Here is a 21,035-nt window from a genome sequence, read left to right on the forward strand (position 1 = left end):
TCGTAGACGCAAGCGCTCAGGGCAAGGGCGAAAGCGGCAGATAACACGCAAAAAACGTCATTCGGCGGTTTTTCTTCGGTAAACCCCTTATTTCCGGCCAGCACCTTACCTGTGGGAGCGGCGGTGCGGCGATCCGACTTGCTCGCGAAAGCGGACTGTCAGCCAGCAAAGATGTTGAATGTGCTGGCCCCTTCGCGAGCAAGCCCGCTCCCACAGGATTTATGTTCATCCCGAATACCGGGGCCATACGCGCTATCGCGACGGATGACGGGTAGAATCCCCCTCTGAATCAACGTTGAGGTTTGCAGTGGTGGATCTACAGCAGGGCTTCGTCCTGACCCGGCATTGGCGCGACACCCCGGCCGGTACGGAAGTCGAGTTCTGGCTGGCGACCGACAGCGGTCCCCGGCGCATCCGCCTGCCTTGCCAGCCCTCGGTGGCGTTCATCCCTGTTGCGCAGCGTCTGCCGGCCGAAAGCGTTTTGCAGGACGAGAAGAACGTCGAGCTCAAGCCCCTGGCCCTGCAGGATTTCGACCATCGTCCGGTCCTCGGACTCTACTGCCGGCAACATGGCCAGTTGATGCGCCTGGAAACCGCGTTGCGCCGGGCCGGCGTCGACGTGTTCGAAGCCGACGTGCGCCCGCCGGAACGCTACATGATGGAACGCTTCATCACCGCGCCGGTGCGCTTCAGTGGCACGCCGAATGCCGAGGGCCTGCTGCTCGACGCACAGATGAAGCCCGATCCCGACTATCGGCCGAGCTTGAAACTGGTGTCCCTGGACATCGAGACCACGGCCCAGGGCGAGTTGTATTCCATTGCCCTGGAAGGCTGCGGCGAGCGTCAGGTGTACATGCTCGGCGCGCCCAATGGTGACGATAGCCAGGTGGATTTCCAGCTCGAGTACTGCGATTCGCGAACCCTGTTGCTGAAAAAACTCAACGACTGGTTTGCCCGGTTCGACCCCGACGCGATCATTGGCTGGAACGTCGTGCAGTTCGACTTGCGGGTGCTTCACGAACACGCCCGGCGCCTGGCGGTGCCGTTGAAACTGGGGCGTGGTGGCGAGGAAATGCAGTGGCGCGAACATGGCAACGGCAACCATTACTTCGCTTCAGCCGCTGGCCGCCTGATCATCGACGGTATCGAGGCCCTGCGTTCGGCGACCTGGAGTTTCCCCTCGTTCAGCCTGGAAAACGTCGCGCAAACCTTGCTCGGCGAGGGCAAGTCCATCGACAACCCGTACCAGCGCATGGACGAAATCAATCGCATGTTCGCCGAGGACAAACCGGCGCTGGCCAAATACAACCTCAAGGATTGCGAACTGGTCACGCGAATCTTCGCCAAGACCGAGTTGCTCACCTTCCTGCTGGAGCGGGCCAGCGTCACGGGACTGCCGGCCGATCGCATGGGCGGTTCGGTGGCGGCGTTCACCCACCTGTACATGCCGCTGATGCACCGTCAGGGTTTCGTCGCGCCCAACCTCGGGGGCAAGCCACCTGAAGCCAGCCCGGGCGGGTTCGTCATGGATTCGCAACCTGGACTGTACGAGTCGGTGTTGGTGCTCGACTACAAGAGTCTCTATCCATCGATCATCCGCACCTTCCTGATTGACCCCGTGGGGCTGATAGAAGGGCTCAAGCACCCGGACGACAGCGAATCGGTGCCGGGCTTTCGCGGCGCACGCTTTTCTCGCACCCGGCATTGCCTGCCCTCCATCGTCGCCCGGGTCGCCGAAGGCCGGGAAACCGCCAAGCGCGAACACAACGCACCGCTGTCCCAGGCGCTGAAAATCATCATGAACGCGTTCTATGGGGTGCTCGGCTCCAGCGGTTGTCGCTTCTTCGACACGCGCCTGGCGTCCTCCATCACCTTGCGCGGGCACGAGATCATGCTGCGCACCCGCCAGTTGATCGAGGCCCAGGGGCATGCGGTGATCTACGGCGACACCGATTCGACATTCGTCTGGCTGCGTCGCGCCCACGGCCAGCAGGAGGCGGCACAGATCGGCCAGGCGCTGGTGGCGCATGTCAATCAGTGGTGGCGCGAGCATGTGCAGCAGGAATACGGCCTGCAAAGCGTTCTCGAATTGCAGTTCGAAACCCACTACAAGCGCTTTTTGATGCCGACCATTCGCGGTGCCGAAGAAGGCAGCAAAAAACGCTACGCCGGACTGGTGACCCGCGCCGATGGCAGCGACGAAATGGTCTACAAGGGCCTGGAAACCGTGCGCACCGACTGGTCGCCGCTGGCCCGGCAATTCCAGCAAGAGCTGTATTCGCGGATCTTCCTGCGCAAACCCTATCAGGATTACGTGCGTGACTACGTGCGCAAGACCCTGGCCGGCGAGTTCGATGACCGGCTGGTTTATCGCAAACGCCTGCGCCGCACCCTCGATGACTACCAGCGCAACGTCCCGCCCCACGTACGCGCGGCGCGCCTGGCTGATGAGTACAACGACAGCCAGGGTCGCCCGCGGCAGTACCAGAACGGCGGCTGGATCAGCTACGTGATCACCGTCGCCGGCCCCGAACCGCTGGAAGTGCGCAGCGCGCCCATCGACTACGACCACTACATCACCCGCCAGCTGCAACCGGTGGCGGACGCGATACTGCCGTTTGTCGACGACGACTTCTCAACCCTGGTTGGGGGGCAACTGGGCCTGTTTTGAGTCCATCAGCGACAAGGTCCAGTCATCCAGGATGCCGTGGAAGTACTGGTTCAAGGCTTGCTGGAAAAGGCTGTCGGCGGCATCGACCTGGGCGAACAGGGTCATCGAGGAATGAAATTTCAGGTCGTCGGGATGACCGAAAATCCCGGCCACCGAGCGCTCCCGGATGTTCAGCACTTCCTGGGTGCAGGTGCGCAGTCGGGCGCCGAGCAACGGATGCTCAAGGTAGGCCAGGGCCTCCTCCCGCGAGCGGATGGCAAAGCGGCGCGACATCTCGCTGTCGCCGAGCCCGGCGAACTGCGGAAAAATGAACCACATCCAGTGACTGCGCTTGTGTCCGTTGTTCAGCTCGTCTTGAACCCGGTCGAATACCGGGTCCTGAGCCTGGAGAAAGCGTTGCAGATTGAACGGGTCCAGGTGGTCGGTGCTTCTCATGGCGAAGCTCTCTGACTGCGTTGGCTCAGACCATGGCCAGTCGCTGTTTGCGTTGTGGCGCATGAAACGCGTGGTCCAGCGCCTCCAGATCCCCGGGTTCAAGTTGCAGCGCGGCGGCCTGGGCATTGAGTCGCACATGTTCGGGCCGGACCGCTTTGGGGATGGCGATCACGCCGTCCTGGCGCATTATCCATGCCAGTGCCACCTGTGCCGGTGTGACGCCGTGCCGGGCGGCCACCTGCTTGAGCGTGGCATTGGCGAGCATTTTTCCACCCTGACCGATCGGGCAGTAAGCCATGACCGGCAGCCGCTGTTGTTGGCTCCAGGGTAACAAATCAAATTCTATGCCGCGCTGCTCCAGATTGTAGAGCACCTGATTGGTGGCGCAGGCCGGGGCATCCAGTTCCAGCAAGTCGTCGAGGTCGAAATTGGACACGCCCCAACGACCGATCTTGCCGGCTTCGCGCAGGCGCTCGAAGGCGTCGACGGTTTCCTCCAGCGGATACTGGCCGCGCCAGTGCAGCAGATACAGATCGATGTAATCGGTGCCGAGCCTGCGCAGGCTACGCTCGCACGCCTGGGGAATGCCCTGGCGGCTGGCGTTGTGCGGGTACACCTTGCTGACCACAAAGACGCTGTCGCGCTGTCCGGCGATGGCATCGCGGACCACTTCCTCGGCGCCGCCTTCGGCGTACATTTCAGCGGTGTCGATCAGGGTCATGCCCAGTTCGATGCCCTGGCGCAGTGCCGCGACTTCTTCCCTGTGCCGAGAGCGGTCCTCGCCCATCTGCCAGGTGCCCTGGCCAATGACGGGCACCTGGGCGCCAGCCAATTGAAGCGTGCGCATGCAAACCTCCTGTGTATTCGGTGATGTAGGAGCAGCCTGCGGCAGCTCCTACAGGGAGTGTGGACCGTTTTCATGATGTTCTGATCCGTTTTTTCTTTGAACATTCCCCTGCCAGTGATCGATTGGTGCCGCCCGATACTGCACTTTTTCGAAATGTCCTGCTCTATCCATGGCAGCCTGCGGCGATCCCCTCCGTCGGCCCATGCCCAAGTTCAACAACCCATGGCTCGAGTTTCACCCGCGATCAGCTCAAAAATCCGCCGTCATTTCCTGCTGCTGGCAGGTCTGTCGATGTTCTTCGTCACCGGTTGCAGCCAGCAGCAGGGCGGCGACATCATCACCCAGATGCGTGAAGGCAAACCCCAGGAGTTCCTGCAGACCAGTGTCGACCGCATGGCCACCCTGACCATGCGCGACAACCTCGACAGCCTTTACCTGCTCATGGGCAAGCTCTACCTGCGCAACCCCGATGAGCTGAAAAAGTCCGGTTTCCTCGATGCCCGTACGGCCGGCAAGCAAGTGCGTATGGCCATTGAGCAGCAGCAGCCATTACCGACCCTGGGCGGCAAAAAAGACCTGGCGGCCCTGCGTTTTGCCATGAGCCCGGAATTTCTCGGCGATCGGGTCGGAGCGTTCATCTATGCCATCGGCAGCATGCTGGTGACCGCCCATGGCAATCGCACCGAGTTCTACATGACCGATACGATCAACCCGGTATTCGTCAGCAATGCCGCACGCAACATCGAGATTGCCACCTGGATCCTCAGCCAGCGCCAAGACAAGCAAGGCCAACCCCTGCTGTTTTCCAACGAAATCTCGGAGGAGGGCAGCAACCTGAGCTTTGCCGTTGAGTTCGGCAAGATCGTCGCCCGCCTGGACCTGCTGACCCAGATGCTCGACGAACGCTACCGGCGCATCGGCCTGAACTATGCCCAGAGCCTGCTGTTCCTGAATTTCCTGCCGGTGCAGTGAGTCCGACACGGAACCCTGTGGGAGCGAGCTTGCTCGCGATGACTGAGTGTCAGTCGCCATTGATGCCAACTGATACACCGCTATCGCGAGCAAGCTCGCTCCCACAGGGTTGCATGATGGTTCCGGAATAAAGATAGATCGCATCGATATAACTGGTTATAAGAAATATCGCTATGCTGCGGGCCAGATTTCCCCTGCGATCTTTGTGGACGTATCAATGGATTTAGTGAACATCGGGTTGGTCGTGGCCGGGTTGGTGGTTGGCTTCATTGTCGGCATGACTGGCGTCGGTGGCGGGTCGCTCATGACCCCGATCCTGCTGTGGTTCGGTATCAACCCGGCGACGGCGGTCGGTACCGATCTGCTCTACGCGGCGATCACCAAGTCCAGCGGTGTACTGGTTCACCGAAAGAACAACAACATCGACTGGGCGATTACCGGTTGGCTGACCCTTGGCAGCGTGCCGGCGGTGGCACTGACGTTGTGGTTCCTGAGCAGCCTGCACTCCAGCCCCGATGCGATGAACGCGATCATCAAGCAGGCCCTCGGCTTTGTATTGTTCGCCACGGCGTTGGCGATTCTGTTCAAGAAGCGTCTGCTGGATTTCGCCCACAAACGTGCTGGCGGCCACTACAACCCCAGCGGCTCGCGTCTCAATGTCCTGACGGTCATCACGGGCCTGGTCCTTGGCACCATGGTCGCGCTGACGTCCATCGGCGCCGGTGCACTGGGCACCGTGGCCCTGTTCATTCTCTATCCGATGCTGCCGACCCGCCGCCTGGTAGGCACTGAAATCGCCCACGCCGTGCCGCTGACCCTGGTCGCCGGCCTCGGCCATGCGAGCATGGGCAACATGGACTGGCAGGTCCTGGGTTACTTGCTGGTGGGATCGTTGCCGGGGATTTACCTGGGCAGCCACCTGACCGGGCGCATCTCCGACGAACTGCTGCGCCCTTGCCTGGCGACCATGCTGTTGCTGATCGGCTACAAACTGGCGTTCTGATCCAGGCCGCCACGCCAGCTTCACTCGCGGGTGAATATTTCCAGCAGATGCCCGTCCGGGTCATCGAAATACACCCGCCGTCCTCCCGCGTAATCATTGATCTCCCTCAGACGCTGCTTGCCCGGGTCGGCCCACCATGGCTGACCGTTGGCCAGCAGGCGGGCGAAGGCCGCATCGAAGTCCTCGTCGCCCATCAGGAATGCGTAGTGCTGGGACGCTATCGGCGGGTCGTTGTCGTAGAAATCCAGTGACACGCCGTTATCCAGTTTGACGATCAGCATCGGCCCGAAGGGCTCCGGGGCGGGCAGGCCAAGGAGGCCGGTGAGGAAATTCGCCGAAACCTGCTTGTCCCGGCACCAGACGATGGTGTGGTTCAATTGAGTGCTCATGCCCAGGTCCTCACGACGGATCAGGCGGGTTGTCATGAGTCTTCAGATTAGCCCAGCCTGTTGCGCAATGACCGCCCTGACCTAAGCTTGGGACAAGGCGAAAAAATTTGCGGTACGTCACCCGGAACAATCGCCGCGATGCGCAATCATTAGAGCGTGGATATCAAAAAGGAGATGCGCATGCTCATCAGGTCACTGACCATGGCTATCTTGCTGGCGATTGCCGGCACCTCGTTCGCCGCCGATGGCGACTCACCGCTGGACATGGACAAGGGCAGGGCCCGGCCACTGATTGTCATCGCTCCAAGCACTGTGGATCCGACCTGGGTCAGCCTGAAAAAGTCGCTGGATGAGCCGGCCAATCGCAAGGGGTTCACCGACCGCAACATGGTGCTCTACACCGTGCTCAACCTGATGGGCCAGCGCGACGGCAAAGACCTCGGGCCCCAGGATACGGCGGCGCTGATCCGCTCGCTCAAGCTGGGTGCTGGCGCCAAGACCAAGGTAATTCTGGTCGGCAAGGACGGCGAAAAGAAACTGGAACAATCGGACGCCATCAAGCTGGACGAGATCTTCAGCGCAGTCGATCAGTTGCCGGCGGCCGAGAAAGAATTTACCGCGACAGTGGCCGCTCCCGTCGCTGAAGCCGAGCCGGCGGCCAAAGGCGCCAAGCCCGGGAAAAACAGCAAACCGGCCAAACCCGCCAAGCCGCCGGAAATGCCGGATGATTGATCCGGCCCTGAATCCTGGTGCTAAGCAATTAACCTGTGGGAGCGAGCTTGCTCGCGATGGGGACCTGACATTCAACATTTATATTGACTGTTATGACGCCATCGCGAGCAAGCTCGCTCCCACAGGTTTCGTGTGTTAACTGATCAGTATTAACCTCCAGTTTTTTCTCTGGGAGCGCGAACCAGACTTATTGGGCAAGGGCGCTCAGAATCTGATGCGCAACCCTGACCCGCTGCGCATTCGGGAAGTTTTTGTTGGCCAGCATCACAATGCCGATCTCCTTCGATGGCACGTACACCACGTAAGCGCCAAAGCCACCGGTTGAGCCTGTCTTGTTGATCAGCACGTTCTGCGGTTGCGCTTGCGGCGGGTTCAGCCACTGGACTTTGTGCGCCTCCATGGCCATCGGCGTGGAGTTGCCGTCCAGCAAGCGATCCAGTGTGATCGGGTAGCGATACATCTCCCAGCCCAGGCCCTGGGTCATGTCGCCAACGCTGTAGTAGGCGCTATGAGTCAAGGCAATGGCTTGCTGCAACGGCTTGTCCAGAGACGCCGGCTTCATGTTGGCGTCGACGTAGGCCAGCAAGTCAGAGGCGCTGGTTTTCACCCCGTACGCCTCGGAATCCAGTGCGCCCGGAGTGACCCGCACTGGCTTGCCGTCCTTGTTGTAGCCCTGGGCGTACAGCGCCATCTGGTCCTGCGGCACATGCACATAGGTGTGCTTGAGGCCCAGTTTCGGCAGCAGGGTTTTCTCCATCAGCTCATCGAACGGCTGGCCCATGCTGTGGGCGGCGAGGTAGCCGAACAGGCCGAGGCTGGGGTTCGAATACAGTCGGTGGCTGCCGGGGGCGTAGAGCGGTTTCCATTGTTTGTAGTAGCCGAGCATTTTGTCGGCTGAATCAGATTCGGCAGGAAATTGCAGCGGCAGGCCGCCGGCGCTGTAGGTACCCAGTTGCAGCACGCTGATGTGGTCGAAAGCGCTGCCACGCAAGGCCGGCAGCACTTGGCTGGCCTTGTCCGACAGTGACAGCTTGCCCCTGGCCTGGGCGTAGGCGGCGAGGGTGGCGGTGAAGGTTTTGCTGACCGAGCCGATTTCGAACAGGGTGTCCTGGGTGACGGGGGTGCCGGTTTCCTTCGAGGCGACGCCATAGTTGAAGTAGTGCGCTTGGCCGTTGACGGTGACCGCCACGGCCATGCCGTGGATACCTTCGGCCTGCATCACCGGTTGTACGGCGGCGTTCACCAGCGTCTCGATTTGATCCTGTGCCACGCAATGGCCTGCGGCAAATATCGCCATGCCGGCGGCGATGGTTTTCAGCCTGTCCATGTGGGTTTCATCCGTCGTTGATTCAGTTGCGCGCCATTTTAGGGGGTTAAGCGCTATGCTCCGAGCGCTTTTTAACCCGGCCGCCAACAGGCGGCCACGCGCAACGATGGATTCAACTCACTGGGCGTTTCAACGCACCAGGCACGGCCGCTTGTTATCGAACGTCCAGCCCGGAATCAAAAACTGCATGGCCACGCTGTCATCCCGCGCCCCCAGGCCCATGCCTTTGTACAGTTCATGAGCCTTGGCGACCTGATCCATGTCCAGTTCGACCCCCAGCCCCGGTTTCTGCGGCACCTGCACGCAGCCGTCGACGATTTGCAGCGGGGCCTTGGTCAGGCGCTGGCCATCCTGCCAGATCCAGTGGGTGTCGATGGCGGTGATCTCGCCCGGCGCGGCTGCCGCGACATGGGTGAACATCGCCAGGGAAATGTCGAAGTGGTTGTTGGAGTGCGAACCCCAGGTGAGGCCCCATTCGTGGCACATCTGCGCCACGCGCACCGAACCCTGCATGGTCCAGAAGTGCGGATCGGCCAGGGGAATGTCGACCGACTGCAACTGGATCGCGTGGCCCATCTCCCGCCAGTCGGTGGCGATCATGTTGGTTGCGGTTTTCAGCCCCGTGGCCCGGCGGAATTCAGCCATGACTTCGCGTCCCGAGTAGCCGTTTTCCGCCCCGCACGGATCCTCGGCGTAGGCCAGCACGCGGTGCTGATCGCGGCACAGGCGGATGGCTTCTTTAAGTGACCAGGCCCCATTCGGGTCAAGGGTGATGCGCGCATCGGGGAAACGTTCGGCGAGGGCCGTGACCGCTTCGATTTCGGCGTCGCCGCTGAGCACGCCGCCCTTGAGTTTGAAGTCCTTGAAGCCATAACGCGCGTGAGCCGCCTCGGCCAGGCGCACCACCGCCTCGGCGGTCATGGCTTTTTCGTGACGTACGCGGAACCAGTCGTTTTCGGCGTCTGGCTCGCAGCGGTAGGCGAGGTCTGTTTCGTTGCGATCGCCGACATAAAACAGATAGCCAAGCATCTTCACTTCATCGCGCTGCTGGCCTTCGCCGAGCAGGGCTGCCACCGGCACGTCCAGGTGCTGGCCGAGCAGATCAAGCAACGCAGCTTCCAGGCCGGTGACGGCGTGGATGGTGATGCGCAGGTCGAAGGTCTGCAATCCGCGACCGCCAGCATCGCGGTCGGCGAAGGTCTGGCGTACCTGGTTGAGAATCTTCTGGTAGGTGCCGATCGGGCTGCCGACCACCAGGCTGCGTGCGTCTTCCAGGGTCTGGCGAATGCGCTCACCACCCGGCACTTCGCCGACGCCGGTGTGGCCGGCGTTGTCCTTGAGGATCACGATGTTGCGGGTGAAAAACGGGCCGTGGGCACCGCTGAGATTGAGCAGCATGCCGTCGTGGCCGGCCACCGGAACGACCTGCATGCTGGTGATGATCGGGGCTTTGGCGATGTCGTGTGCGGTCATGTTGTTATCCTTTTAAACCAATGATTCAGGCGTGGTGGGGCGCTGGTTTGCCCGGTGCGGTGACGGAGGCGACCTTGGGTTTGTTGCGTGCGGCAAAGACAATGATCGCGGCGATGATCGAGGTCGCGGCCAAGCCATAGAGTCCGCCCTGGATGGAGCCGGTGCGTTCCTCCAGCAGACCGAAGGTGGTTGGCGCGACGAAACCGCCGAGGTTGCCCACCGAATTGATCAGCGCGATGACACCGGCGGCGATGCGTGCGTCCAGGTAAGCCTGGGGAATCGGCCAGAACAGCGACGAGGCCGATTTGAAGCCCAGCGCCGCAAAGCAGATCGCGACGAAGGCAAAGACCGGCCCGCCGGTGGTGGACATGAACATCCCGGCAGCGGCGATCAGCAGGGCCGCGGCGACCCAGGCTTGCTGATGCTTCCACTTGGCCGACAACGAGGCGAAGGCATACATGCCGACAATCGACAGCAGCCACGGAATCGAGTTGAACATTCCGACCTGGAAGTCGCTGAGGTCGCCCATCTTCTTGATGATGCTCGGCAGCCAGAAGGTCGCGGCGTAGATGGTCAGCTGGATGAAGAAGTAGATCAGGCAGAACAGGATGATCTGTCGGTCCTTGAGCAGCTTGCCCAGCGACGGCTTGATCGGTGTGGCGGCTTCGCGGGCCAGTTGTTCGTCGTCGATGGCCTTGACCAGTGCGTCCTGCTCGTCGCGGCTCAGCCATTTGGCATCGTGGGGTTTGGAGTCGAGCCAGAACCAGACAAAAACACACAGACCCACCGAGAACATGCCTTCGATGAAGTACATCCATTGCCAGCCATGCATGCCGAGTCCGCTGATTTGCAGCAGCAAACCGGACAGGGGGCCGGAGATCAGCGAGGCAATCGCCGAGCCGCTGAGGAAAATCGCAATCGCCTTGCCGCGCTCCACGCCAGGTAGCCAGCGGGTGAAGTAGTAGATCACCCCGGGAAAGAACCCGGCCTCGGCCACGCCCAGCAGAAATCGAAGGATATAGAAGTGGGTTTCGTTCTGGATGAACGCCATACCCGCGGCGACCAGGCCCCAGGTCAGCATGATCCGCGTCAGCCAGATACGTGCACCGACTTTTTGCAGAAGGATGTTGGAGGGCACTTCGAACAGCGCATAACCGATGAAGAACAGGCCGGCACCCAGGCCGTAGGCGGCCGCGCCAATGCCCAGGTCGTGTTCCATGTGGGCACGGACGAAACCGATGTTCACTCGATCAATGTAATTGACGATGAACATGATGACGAACAGCGGCAAGACGTGACGTTTGACTTTGGCGATGGCGGACTTCAGCGCTGAATTGGCGTCGTCGTGCATCCCGGAGACGGATGTATTCACTGCGTTTTCTCCCACTCGTTATTTTTATGCGGGGTGAAGCTGGTTGTTGCGTTGTTGATAGACATCATACAACTAGATTTTTTGATCTTGCAACCGCCTTTGTTCAACGAAATGGCGCTGTATTAGAGGTTTTTTATTCTGGTGGCGGTGGCAGGTGGTCTTTAAAACGAATCAATATGAGCCGTTTGTTGAGTGTTGTCATACAAGTTAAACGAGATTTTTCAGGATTCCAGCCCGGCGCGGTGCTACGATTCGATAGCCCTGATTTCCGGACACCTTCATGCAAGAAGACCTCGAAGCACCCGCCCGCAAGCGCAGCCACAACCTGGCCCATGACCTGGTGGAGAAACTGACCCAGCGCATCCTGCTCGGCCAGATGTTGCCCGGCGACAAGCTGCCGTCAGAAAACACCATCGTTCAGGAACACGGGGTCAGTCGCACGGTGGTGCGCGAGGCGATCTCGAAGTTGCAGGCCTCGGGGCTGGTGGAGACCCGGCATGGCATTGGCACGTTCGTGATCGAGCGCGCGCCGGAGCAGGGGCTGCGGCTGAATGTCGACACGGCGTTGGGGGTGCGCAGCATTCTGGAGTTGCGCATGGGCCTGGAAACCCAGGCGGCGGCGCTGGCGGCAACTCGCCGCACCGATCTGCAACTGGCGCAGATGCGTGAAGCGCTGGACGATTATCAAAGCCTGCTGGCCAACAACGACAGCTGTGTCGAAGCGGACCGGCGTTTTCATCTGCTGATTGCCGAAGCCACCGGCAACGTCTGCTTCACCGAAATCATGCAGCACCTGGGCAGCGCCATGATCCCGCGCACCCGGGTCAATGCCGCCGAGCGGGGAGCCGTGGACTTGAGCAAGCTCGGCGAGCTGGCCAATCTGGAGCACGAGGCGATCCTCAATGCCATCAAGCGTCAGGACCCGGACGCGGCGCGGGCGGCGATGTGGTTGCACCTGACCAACAGTCGCGACCGGTTTTCGGCTAGCTGAGTTTGTCTGGTTTTCAGTGACACCGAGTCATCGTTCTTCGCGAGCAAGCCCGCTCCCACAGGTTCTGGGTCGTGCTCAGGAACCGCGGCCACCATGAAACCCTGTGGGAGCGAGCTTGCTCGCGATAGCGCCAGACCTGACAGCGAAAAACCTGAATCAGACCCTGACAGCCTGAACAACCACAGCCCGCCGCTCCAGATTCAACGCCAGCACACTCGCCAACACCACCAGCCCGCCGACCACTATCATCAACGTCGGCCGTTCGCCGAGCGCATAAGACGCAATCACCATCGCCGTCGGCGGCGTCAAATACAGCGTCATGGTCGCCCGGCTCAAATCGACATGCGCCAGCACATAGGCCCAGGCCAGGTACGCCAGGGCGCTGGGGAATATCCCCAGGGCAATCACCGCCCACTGCACGCGCATCGGCGCCAGGGCGACTTGATCCACAAGGCCGGGCAGAAAAATCAACAACAGCACCGTACCGGACCACACCGTGTAGCACACCAGCGTCAGCCCGTCGTAACGCCCGGTGTGATGTTTTTGCAGGGCAAAGTAGAGGCTCCAGGACACCGCCGCCAGCAGGATCAACAAGCCGTGGGCGTAAATGCTGCCCAGGCCATGATCGCCCGCTACCACTATCACCACGCCAAACAACCCGAGCAGCACACAACCCCAGCGCCACAGGCTCACCTGATCCTTGAACACGAAGCGCGCGATCAATGTGCTGAACAGCGGCGTGGTCTGGGCCAGGACGCTCGAAGCGCCAGCGCTGACTCCCTGCTGCCCGAAGTTGATCGCCACGTGATGCAGGCTCACGGCAAAGAAACCCAGGCCGAACATCAGCGGCAAGTCTCGCAGGCTGGGCAGGCGGATGCCTTTGATGACCGCGACCACGGCCATGAACACGGAGGCCAGCAGGAAGCGCAGCAGTGCCAGGTGCACGGGGTCGTAGGCCTGCAAACCGATATGGATGCCGGTCGGGGAATAGCCCCAGCACGCCACGACAAACGCCATGGCCAGAATGATTTTCCAGGGTGAAGCGGGGGAGGGTGTGAGCTGCGTCATGGTCGTGCACCTGTGGGCTGATGCACGGAGTATCAGAAAGCGCATCGTTCGCCACAACTGACTTATACTGCGCTAACCGTTCACTATGGGTGATGTATGGAGCTGGCGCAGATTCGCATGTTCAAGACCGTGGCCGACGTCGGCAGCATTGCCCGCGCGGCCGAACTGCTGCATTGCGTGCCGTCCAACATCACGGCACGGATCAAGGCCCTCGAGGCTGAGCTGGGCGTCGCGCTGTTCCTGCGCGAAGGCCGAGGGTTGCGCATCAGCCCGTCGGGGCAGACCTTCCTGGCCTACGCCTCGAAAATTCTCGCCCTGACCGCCGAGGCCAAGCGCGCGGTCGATCCTTCGGCCGAACCCTCAGGGCCGTTGCGCATCGGTGCCATCGAGTCGTCGGCCACCGGGCGATTGCCGCGTCTGCTGGCGAAATTCCACAAGCGTTTCCCGCAGGTGGCGCTGGAGCTGACCACCGGCGCCTGGGGGCAACTGCTCGATGACACGCTCAATCACAAGCTCGACGGCGCCATCGTGGCGGTGGATGTCGAGCGTTCGCACCTCAAGCGCACGCCGATGTATCGCGAAGAATTGCTGCTGATCGCCTCGACATCCCTGGGGCCATTGCGCGACATCAGCGATTTGCAGGACCAGACCGTGTTCATGTGGCCCCAGGGCTGTCCGTACCGGGCGGCGCTGGAGCATTGGTTGTTGCGACAGGGGCAGGCACTGCCGATTGTCAGCCTGGCCAGTTATGGCGCGATTGTCGGTTGCGTCAGCGCTGGGGCCGGCGTGGCGCTGGTGCCCAAGGGGATCTTCGACCAATACGCCAAAGGCGCGGGATGCGCGGGGTTTGAGTTCCCTGAGCTGACCGCCGTCGACAACCTGTTTTACTGGCACGAAAACGCCGGGGTGCACCCGGCGCGTGAGGCGTTCGTGGCGATGCTCCGCGAGGAATTTGCCTGACGCAGTACCTGTGGGAGAGCCTGTGGGAGCGAGCTTGCTCGCGATGACGGAGTGTCAGTCGCTAACAATATTGACTGATAAACCGCTATCGCGAGCAAGCTCGCTCCCACAGGGTTTTGTGTGTATTTGAAGGTCAGTTCACACCTACGTCCCGCATCAGCAAACCAAACTGCAGATCCACCGCATCCGGTATCGGCAAATACACCGTGTGCCCATCCCCCGGTGCAACGTCGATCGCTCCACCCTTGGCGTTCTGCAACTGATGCAGATCGAAGTGGAAGTTGCCCTTGGGCGTCATCAGCTCCATGTGGTCGCCCACGCCGAAGCGGTTTTTCACCTTGACCTCGGCCAGGCGATCCCGACGCTGCCCGGTCAGCTCACCGACAAACTGTTGCCGTTCCGACACCGAGCTGCCGTTCTGGTAGTTCTGGTATTCGTCATGCACATGCCGCCGCAGAAAACCTTCGGTGTAGCCGCGCTGGGCGAGGGATTCCAGGTCGGTCATCAGGCCGCGATCGAAGGCCCGGCCCGCCACCGCGTCGTCGATGGCCCGGCGATAAACCTGGGTGGTGCGCGCGCAATAAAAGTGCGATTTGGTCCGGCCTTCGATTTTCAGCGAGTGCACGCCCATCCGTGTCAGGCGTTCGACGTGCTGCACGGCGCGCAAGTCCTTGGCGTTCATGATGTACGTGCCGTGTTCGTCTTCGAAGGCGGGCATCTGTTCGCCGGGACGATTGGCTTCCTGCAACAGGAACACCTGATCGGTGGGCGCGCCGATGCCCAGGGTCGGTTCGGGATCGAATGCCTGCACGATCTCGCCGAGCTGGTTTTCCGTGGCCGGTTGCGCCGAATATTTCCAGCGACAGGCATTGGTGCAACTGCCCTGATTGGCGTCGCGCCTGTTCATGTACCCCGACAGCAGGCAGCGCCCGGAATAGGCCATGCACAATGCGCCATGCACGAACACTTCCAGTTCCATGGCTGGCACTTGCTCGCGGATTTCGGCGATCTCTTCCAGCGACAGCTCCCGCGACAGGATGATCCGGCTCAAGCCTTGCTGCTGCCAGAACTCGACACTTGCCCAGTTCACGGTATTGGCCTGCACCGAAAGGTGGACCGGCATCTGCGGGTAGTGCCGGCGCACCAGCATGATCAGGCCGGGGTCGGACATGATCAGCGCATCGGGGGCCATGGCGATCACCGGTTCAAGGTCCTTGAGGAAGGTCTTGAGCTTGGCGTTGTGCGGCGCGATGTTCACCACCACGTAGAAGCGCTTGCCCTGCGCCTGGGCCTCGCGAATGCCGAGGGCGAGGTTGGCGTGGTCGAATTCGTTGTTGCGCACCCGCAGGCTGTAGCGCGGCTGGCCGGCGTACACGGCATCGGCGCCGTAGGCGAAGGCATAACGCATGTTTTTCAGGGTGCCGGCGGGGGCGAGCAGTTCTGGCGCGGTGAGGTTCATGGCGGTGTCGTCGTAAAAACCGCGCAGGGTAAACGCCCCGTGCCGAGCGTTTATTGATCTGGATCCATGTCTGATCAACAAAGAGATGGCACTCGCGCGAGCCGTAGCGGACTAAACATCAGGGCCCAAGTGTTGCGTCCCGGCGGGCATGGATCGGATATGAACGAAGAAACCCTGAAAGACAGATCGCTGACCATCCTTCTGGCCGTGGTAAGCGTCGCCTTCATCTGGATCCTGCTGCCGTTCTACGGCGCGGCGTTCTGGGCGGTAATCCTCGCCATCCTCTTTGCTCCGCTGCAACGGCGGCTGCAGCTGAAGTTCGGCTGGGAGCGCAACCTCACGTCACTGCTCACGCTGAGCATCTGCCTGTTGATCGCGATCCTGCCAGTGATAGTCCTCAGCAGCCTCCTGGTCCAGGAGGGGGTCGCGCTCTACAAGAACATCGAGAGCGGCGAACTGGACATCGCCGGGTACGTGACGCAGTTCAAGCACATCCTGCCGCCGTATTTCCAGCAACTGCTGGACCGCTTCGGTATGGGCGAGCTGAACGGGCTGCGAGAGAAAATCGTCAAGAGTGCGATGACCGGCGGGCAGGAACTGGCCGCCAAGGCCTTCATTTTTGGCCAGGGCACGTTCGAGTTCATCGTCAGTTTCTTCATCATGCTGTACCTGCTGTTCTTCTTCCTGCGCGACGGCGCGGAACTGGCGCGCAAGGTGCGTGCGGCGGTGCCGTTGGAGGAACAGCAGAAACGTCGTTTGCAGCTCAAGTTCAATCGTGTGGTACGGGCCACGGTGAAGGGCAACCTGCTGGTGGCGATCACACAAGGCGCGCTGGGTGGCCTGATTTTCTGGTTCCTGGACATTCCCAGCGTATTGCTCTGGGCGGTGTTGATGGCGTTTCTGTCGCTGTTGCCGGCGGTGGGGGCGGGGATTGTCTGGGTGCCGGTGGCGGCGTTTTTCCTGCTCACCGGGGCCATCTGGCAGGGCGTGGTGCTGGGATTGTTCGGGATCTTCGTGATCGGCCTGGTGGATAACGTGCTTCGACCGATTCTGGTGGGCAAGGACACCCGGATGCCGGACTACATGATCCTGATCTCGACCCTCGGCGGCCTGGCGATTTTCGGGCTGAACGGCTTTGTCATCGGCCCGTTGATCGCGGCCCTGTTCATGTCCAGCTGGGACATTTTCATCGAAACCAAACCGCGGGTGCAGCTGCCTTAGGCGCTGAACCTGCCGGGCTGGCCGGTGCCGATGCGTTGCGACAGCTCACGGGCGGCGGGCAAGGAAGTGAGCGGGCCGCTGATCTGCACACCGTCCTGCACCAGATACCAGCAGGCGAGCATGCCCAGCTCTCTGAGCTGTGCGGGGACGGCGCTGCCGATAACGGACATGATCTGAACCTGGGACATGAAAAGTACCTCCATCAATCTGTGGAGCTACTTTAAAGTCCGGGTGCCTCGAGGAGTAATCAACGCTTTCAATAGTGGTCATTGATGCCAGCGGGGGCAAACGACCGTTGGTCGGTCAGCTGACCACCTGATCGAGCATGTTCACCACTTCCTGCTCGTTGAGCAGGCCCTTGCGCACCAGGTTTTGCGTCAGCAGCGAGAGAAACTTGGCGCTGCGATGACCTTCCAGGTGCTTGAGTTCGGTCAGTGCGTTGTACACCTTGCTGGAGGTGCACAGACCGACGATGCGGTGCGGGTTTTGCGTTGGCATGTGGTCGTCCTTGTTGTTATCAACCTGTTTTCGACGGACAGCACCGAGCTTGCGGATCTGTCATGACAAAAATATGACCGTTTTTTGCCACACGGCAGAAAACCGGTCGAGTCCATCTTGCCCGATTCTGCCGCGCGCACTGTCCCGATAGCGACCTTGGCGAGATTTATCCAGACCTGCACCGATCAACGGGCATAAAAAAGGTTGTTCACGCACCGCGGGGGAACACCGATACCTGTAGGAGCGAGCTGGCTCGCGATGGCGGTCAACGATGATGCGGGGGAGCCTGACACCCCGCGGTGCTCTCAGGTTTTTCGTCGGAACGCCGCCCGGAGCAAGCTCGGCCTAGTTGCTTGGTGGTGCACGTGTTCCCCTGTAGGAGCTGCCGGAGGCTGCGATCTTTTGATCTTGATCTTCAGCAATCTCCAGATCGCAAAAGCAAAATCAAAAGATCGCAGCCTTCGGCAGCTCCTACAGATGCCCGGGATTCCGTGAAGTCCCATAAAAAAGCCCCGCTGTTTCAGCGGGGCTTGATGAGTTCGTTACCAGCGGCCGTGTCGCGGGCCGTAGTAGCCGCGTGGCGGGCCGTAGTAACCACGGGGTGGTCCGTAGTAAACCGGGGCCGGGTGGTAGTAGATCGGTTGCTGCACGTAGACCGGGGCCGGCTGGTAGTAAACCGGGGGCGGTGGCGCGTAATAAACCGGAGGCGGTGGGGCGTAGACCGGTTGCGGCGCGACATAGACCGGGCGGTTGGCATTGATCAGAGCCGAACCTACGATGGCAGTACCGACAATCGCGCCAAACACCGCCGGACCCTGCCAGTAATTACCACCACCATGGGCTTGCGCCTGTCCCGCGATAGCGAGGGCGCCGATCAGCAAGGCTACTGTGGGGATTTTACGGATCATGATAGTTCCTCGGTTCTTCAGCCCGGCGCCTGTGCCTGCAATAGACCCAGGGATTGTCGCGGGGATACTTCTAAGACAGCGTTTTTTCGAAAAACAGCACGGCCGCCAGGTAAATTTTGTGTAAGGTCTGTACCGACTTTCTTACCGACCTGGTCAAGCCCGTGCGTCCAGGCTTTCATGATCGATCAGATCCAGATGGACGGCTAATCCCGTCCATCCGAAAAGTGCATTTGAAGGAGCTTTGCCATGCAGATGAACCCCAACAAAGACACCCAGCTGTGCATGTCCCTTTCAGGGCGCCCCGGGAACTTTGGCCTGCGTTTTCATAATCATCTGTATGAACAACTGGGCCTGAACTTCTACTACAAGGCCTTTGCCAGCCAGGACCTGCCGGGCGCCGTCGCCGGCATTCGCGCCCTGCGCATTCGTGGTTGTGGGGTGTCGATGCCGTTCAAGGAAGCCTGCATTGCCCTGGTGGATGAACTCGACGCCTCTGCCGCCGCTATTCAATCGATCAACACCATCGTCAACACCGACGGTCATCTCAAGGCCTACAACACCGATTACATCGCCGTGGCCCAGTTGCTGGAAAAACACCAGGTGCCCAAGGACTCGACCTTTGCCCTGCGCGGCAGCGGCGGCATGGCCAAGGCCGTGGCGAGCGCCTTGCGCGATGGCGGCTACGAGAACGGCCTGATCGTGGCCCGCAACGAGCGCGCCGGACAGGCGCTGGCGCAGTCGTTGGGCTATGAGTGGCAGGCAGAGCTGGGCAGTCGTCGCCCGCAGATGCTGGTCAATGTCACCCCGATCGGCATGACGGGAGGGCCGGAGGCCGAGCAACTGGCCTTTGAGGGCGATGTGATCGAAAAGGCGGAAACTGTCTTCGATGTGGTGGCGATCCCCTCGGAAACGCCGTTGATCGTGCGTGCCCGTGCCGAAGGCAAGCGGGTCATCACCGGGCTGGAAGTGATCGCGATCCAGGCGCTGGAGCAATTTGTGCTCTATACCGGTGTACGGCCGACGGATGAGCAATTCCAGAAGGCCGTGGCGTTTGCCCGCAGCTAGGAGGTGTCCATGCATCCGCCCATTCTCAATTTGAACACCGTCGAGCTTGAACCGCTGCCCGAAGCGTTTGCACCGACCGGTGAAACCGCCGGTCGCTATCAGCAGCGTCTGGCCCGTGTCGGTCAACTGCTGGGGGCACAAAAGCTGGGTTATCGCCTGTATGTGCTGGAGCCGGGCATGCGCGGCAGTCCGTTTCACAGCCATCGGGTCAATGAGGAAATGTTCTACGTCGTGGCCGGGGAAGGGCAGGTCCGCCTGGGAGACGAGCGTTTTCCAATCCGTGCCGGCGATGTGATCGCCTGTCCACCGGGGGGGCCTGAAAAGGCCCATCAGATCATCAATACCAGCAACGGCGAGTTGCGGTATCTGGCGGTCAGCACCCAGCAATCACCGGAGATTTGCGAATACCCGGATTCCGGCAAATATGCCGTGATGGATGACTTCAAGGTCGATGCCGAGGGCAATGCATCCGGATTTGTTGCGGTGGCCCGGCAGGCGGATGGGGTGGATTACTGGGACGGGGAGTAACCTCCCACAGGTTCAGTGTCGATCACACATGCCAGCCAGCCCACAGATCCACTGTGGGAGCGGGCTTGCCCGCGAAAGCGTCGGCTCATCCAGCATTGATGTGACTGACAATCCGCTTTCGCGAGCAGGCTCGCTCCCACAGGTTCAGTGTCGATCACACATGCCAGCCAGCCCACAGATCCACTGTGGGAGCGGGCTTGCCCGCGAAAGCGTCGGCTCATCCAGCATTGATGTGACTGACAATCCGCTTTCGCGAGCAAGCCCGCTCCCACAGGTTTTGTGTCAATCACACATGCCAGCCAGCTCACAGGTTTTGTGCCTGGCAAACCTCCAGGCTATTCGAGCCGAGCCAGTCTTTCTTCCAGCGCCGCAATCCGCGCTTCCAGTTCTTCGATCCGTTCTACCGAAACCCCGCTGTTGCCACGTTCGACCGGGTTTTGCCGTGCCGCCATGATCGCCTCGATATCCGCCGGGTCGCCCAGGGCGTGGGTATAGCGGTCTTCGCGCTGGCCGGCCTGACGCGGTATCAGCACGGCCAGGCCCCGGGCAATCAGGCGTTCGAGTTGATGCACGACCTGTTCGGCGTCTTCGAATTCATGCATGCGGCCGCTGCGAGTCAGCAGCTCATTGACGGTCTGCGGGCCGCGCAGAAACATCAGCCCGGTCAGGATCACCTGCGCCGGCACCAGTTCCAGGGCCTTGTCGACCTTGTGTTCCCAACGGTCGGCACGGCTGCCCATCACCAGCCTTGTGAAGCCGCGTCCTTCGAGCGCGCGCAGGCTCTGGCCGACCTGGCCCGGCGTCAGGTTCATCACCGGCTCGCGGCTGGTTTTCTGGTTGCAGGCGATCACCAGGGCATTGAGGGTCAGGGGATAGGTTTCCGGGCTGGTGGCCTGTTTCTCGATCAACGAACCCAGAATGCGAATTTCCGTACTGTTGAGCCGCGGTTCGTCGAAAGTCGTCTCTTGCTCAGTGCTCATGGTTCTGCATCCTTAGCTGATTCATGTTTTTCACTTGCGTGAGCGCACTTTGACATCGCCCGTTCGGACTAGGCAAGGCTAACGATTCTGCCGCGACCGGCTGGCGCCAGACTTCATGCTCAAAGGGGTGTTGCGC

At 61.0% G+C, this 21,035-nt stretch carries 21 protein-coding genes; 9 read left to right on the plus strand and 12 right to left on the minus strand.

The genetic code is table 11. The annotated features are described in order from the left end of the window. The first annotated feature begins 310 nt into the window (after window positions 1–310). Window positions 311–2,671 (plus strand): DNA polymerase II, encoded by a 2,361-nt coding sequence (locus KW838_RS28730; RefSeq protein WP_218504315.1) that lies wholly within the window; start codon window positions 311–313, stop codon window positions 2,669–2,671. Here the strand turns inward: KW838_RS28730 and KW838_RS28735 are convergent. Then, a complete protein-coding gene (locus KW838_RS28735; RefSeq protein ID WP_218504316.1) occupies window positions 2,636–3,106 on the minus strand; it encodes a DUF1810 domain-containing protein in 471 nt (156 codons plus the stop codon). The two genes, KW838_RS28730 and KW838_RS28735, sit on opposite strands and share 36 nt — an antisense overlap. 25 nt (window positions 3,107–3,131) lie before the next feature. Beyond that, the gene (locus tag KW838_RS28740) at window positions 3,132–3,953 is read right to left on the minus strand and encodes an aldo/keto reductase (protein ID WP_218504317.1); all 822 of its coding nucleotides are present in this window, start codon (window positions 3,951–3,953) and stop codon (window positions 3,132–3,134) included. A gap of 222 nt (window positions 3,954–4,175) precedes the next feature. On the opposite strand from KW838_RS28740, the gene KW838_RS28745 reads away from it, so the two are divergent. Further along, on the plus strand, window positions 4,176–4,925 hold the full coding sequence (locus KW838_RS28745) for a hypothetical protein (RefSeq protein WP_218504318.1): 750 nt from the start codon (window positions 4,176–4,178) through the stop codon (window positions 4,923–4,925). A gap of 217 nt (window positions 4,926–5,142) precedes the next feature. Beyond that, window positions 5,143–5,928 carry a sulfite exporter TauE/SafE family protein gene (locus KW838_RS28750; RefSeq protein ID WP_095967456.1) on the plus strand — a complete coding sequence of 262 codons (786 nt, stop codon included), beginning with the start codon at window positions 5,143–5,145 and terminating at the stop codon, window positions 5,926–5,928. Window positions 5,929–5,948: 20 nt separating this feature from the next. Here KW838_RS28750 and KW838_RS28755 read toward each other — a convergent pair whose 3' ends face one another. Further along, window positions 5,949–6,317, minus strand: a complete 369-nt coding sequence (locus KW838_RS28755; RefSeq protein ID WP_102701873.1) for a VOC family protein — start codon at window positions 6,315–6,317, stop codon at window positions 5,949–5,951. Window positions 6,318–6,497: 180 nt separating this feature from the next. Here KW838_RS28755 and KW838_RS28760 point away from each other — a divergent pair, with 180 nt between their 5' ends. Further along, window positions 6,498–7,049, plus strand: a complete 552-nt coding sequence (locus KW838_RS28760) for a DUF4174 domain-containing protein (RefSeq protein ID WP_102675653.1) — start codon at window positions 6,498–6,500, stop codon at window positions 7,047–7,049. A gap of 187 nt (window positions 7,050–7,236) precedes the next feature. Here KW838_RS28760 and ampC read toward each other — a convergent pair whose 3' ends face one another. The 3 genes from ampC to KW838_RS28775 form a co-directional block, all read right to left on the minus strand. Beyond that, window positions 7,237–8,346: a class C beta-lactamase gene (gene ampC, locus KW838_RS28765; RefSeq protein ID WP_371317899.1), complete on the minus strand. Its 1,110-nt coding sequence runs from the start codon at window positions 8,344–8,346 to the stop codon at window positions 7,237–7,239. 159 nt (window positions 8,347–8,505) lie between these two features. Further along, window positions 8,506–9,849 (minus strand): glucarate dehydratase, encoded by a 1,344-nt coding sequence (gudD, locus tag KW838_RS28770; protein ID WP_218504320.1) that lies wholly within the window; start codon window positions 9,847–9,849, stop codon window positions 8,506–8,508. A 25-nt stretch (window positions 9,850–9,874) separates the two neighbouring features. Next, window positions 9,875–11,221, minus strand: a complete 1,347-nt coding sequence (locus KW838_RS28775; RefSeq protein WP_218504321.1) for an MFS transporter — start codon at window positions 11,219–11,221, stop codon at window positions 9,875–9,877. A 280-nt stretch (window positions 11,222–11,501) separates the two neighbouring features. On the opposite strand from KW838_RS28775, the gene KW838_RS28780 reads away from it, so the two are divergent. Continuing rightward, window positions 11,502–12,212, plus strand: coding sequence for a FadR/GntR family transcriptional regulator (locus tag KW838_RS28780; RefSeq protein ID WP_007976831.1), 711 nt, complete (start codon window positions 11,502–11,504; stop codon window positions 12,210–12,212). A 156-nt stretch (window positions 12,213–12,368) separates the two neighbouring features. Here KW838_RS28780 and KW838_RS28785 read toward each other — a convergent pair whose 3' ends face one another. Beyond that, window positions 12,369–13,280, minus strand: coding sequence for a DMT family transporter (locus tag KW838_RS28785; RefSeq protein WP_218504322.1), 912 nt, complete (start codon window positions 13,278–13,280; stop codon window positions 12,369–12,371). Window positions 13,281–13,376: 96 nt separating this feature from the next. Between KW838_RS28785 and KW838_RS28790 the strand changes: the two genes are divergently transcribed. Further along, on the plus strand, window positions 13,377–14,240 hold the full coding sequence (locus KW838_RS28790; RefSeq protein ID WP_104447912.1) for a LysR substrate-binding domain-containing protein: 864 nt from the start codon (window positions 13,377–13,379) through the stop codon (window positions 14,238–14,240). A gap of 133 nt (window positions 14,241–14,373) precedes the next feature. On the opposite strand, the gene yegQ is transcribed toward KW838_RS28790, so the two are convergent. Next, window positions 14,374–15,699 carry a tRNA 5-hydroxyuridine modification protein YegQ gene (gene yegQ, locus KW838_RS28795; protein WP_102701861.1) on the minus strand — a complete coding sequence of 442 codons (1,326 nt, stop codon included), beginning with the start codon at window positions 15,697–15,699 and terminating at the stop codon, window positions 14,374–14,376. Window positions 15,700–15,858: 159 nt separating this feature from the next. Between yegQ and KW838_RS28800 the strand changes: the two genes are divergently transcribed. Beyond that, complete coding sequence (locus tag KW838_RS28800; RefSeq protein WP_218504323.1) at window positions 15,859–16,920, plus strand: AI-2E family transporter; 1,062 nt, start codon at window positions 15,859–15,861, stop codon at window positions 16,918–16,920. Here KW838_RS28800 and KW838_RS28805 read toward each other — a convergent pair. The 3 genes from KW838_RS28805 to KW838_RS28815 form a co-directional block, all read right to left on the minus strand. Next, entirely contained in the window at window positions 16,917–17,108 is a 192-nt protein-coding gene (locus KW838_RS28805; RefSeq protein WP_218504324.1) for a hypothetical protein, read from the minus strand. The two genes, KW838_RS28800 and KW838_RS28805, sit on opposite strands and share 4 nt — an antisense overlap. Before the next feature lie 115 nt (window positions 17,109–17,223). After that, the gene (locus KW838_RS28810) at window positions 17,224–17,418 is read right to left on the minus strand and encodes a hypothetical protein (RefSeq protein WP_095967441.1); all 195 of its coding nucleotides are present in this window, start codon (window positions 17,416–17,418) and stop codon (window positions 17,224–17,226) included. Window positions 17,419–17,960: 542 nt separating this feature from the next. After that, window positions 17,961–18,326 carry a hypothetical protein gene (locus tag KW838_RS28815; RefSeq protein ID WP_218504325.1) on the minus strand — a complete coding sequence of 122 codons (366 nt, stop codon included), beginning with the start codon at window positions 18,324–18,326 and terminating at the stop codon, window positions 17,961–17,963. A gap of 246 nt (window positions 18,327–18,572) precedes the next feature. Here KW838_RS28815 and KW838_RS28820 point away from each other — a divergent pair, with 246 nt between their 5' ends. Continuing rightward, window positions 18,573–19,391, plus strand: a complete 819-nt coding sequence (locus tag KW838_RS28820; protein ID WP_015094240.1) for a shikimate 5-dehydrogenase — start codon at window positions 18,573–18,575, stop codon at window positions 19,389–19,391. Between the two features lie 9 nt (window positions 19,392–19,400). Continuing rightward, window positions 19,401–19,919: a cupin domain-containing protein gene (locus KW838_RS28825; RefSeq protein ID WP_218504326.1), complete on the plus strand. Its 519-nt coding sequence runs from the start codon at window positions 19,401–19,403 to the stop codon at window positions 19,917–19,919. Between the two features lie 335 nt (window positions 19,920–20,254). Here the strand turns inward: KW838_RS28825 and KW838_RS28830 are convergent, their stop codons facing one another. After that, on the minus strand, window positions 20,255–20,899 hold the full coding sequence (locus tag KW838_RS28830) for a YceH family protein (protein ID WP_218504327.1): 645 nt from the start codon (window positions 20,897–20,899) through the stop codon (window positions 20,255–20,257). Between the last annotated feature and the right edge of the window lie 136 nt (window positions 20,900–21,035).

This window comes from Pseudomonas sp. PDM27 (genome assembly GCF_019219205.1).
Lineage (GTDB): Bacteria > Pseudomonadota > Gammaproteobacteria > Pseudomonadales > Pseudomonadaceae > Aquipseudomonas > Aquipseudomonas laurylsulfatiphila.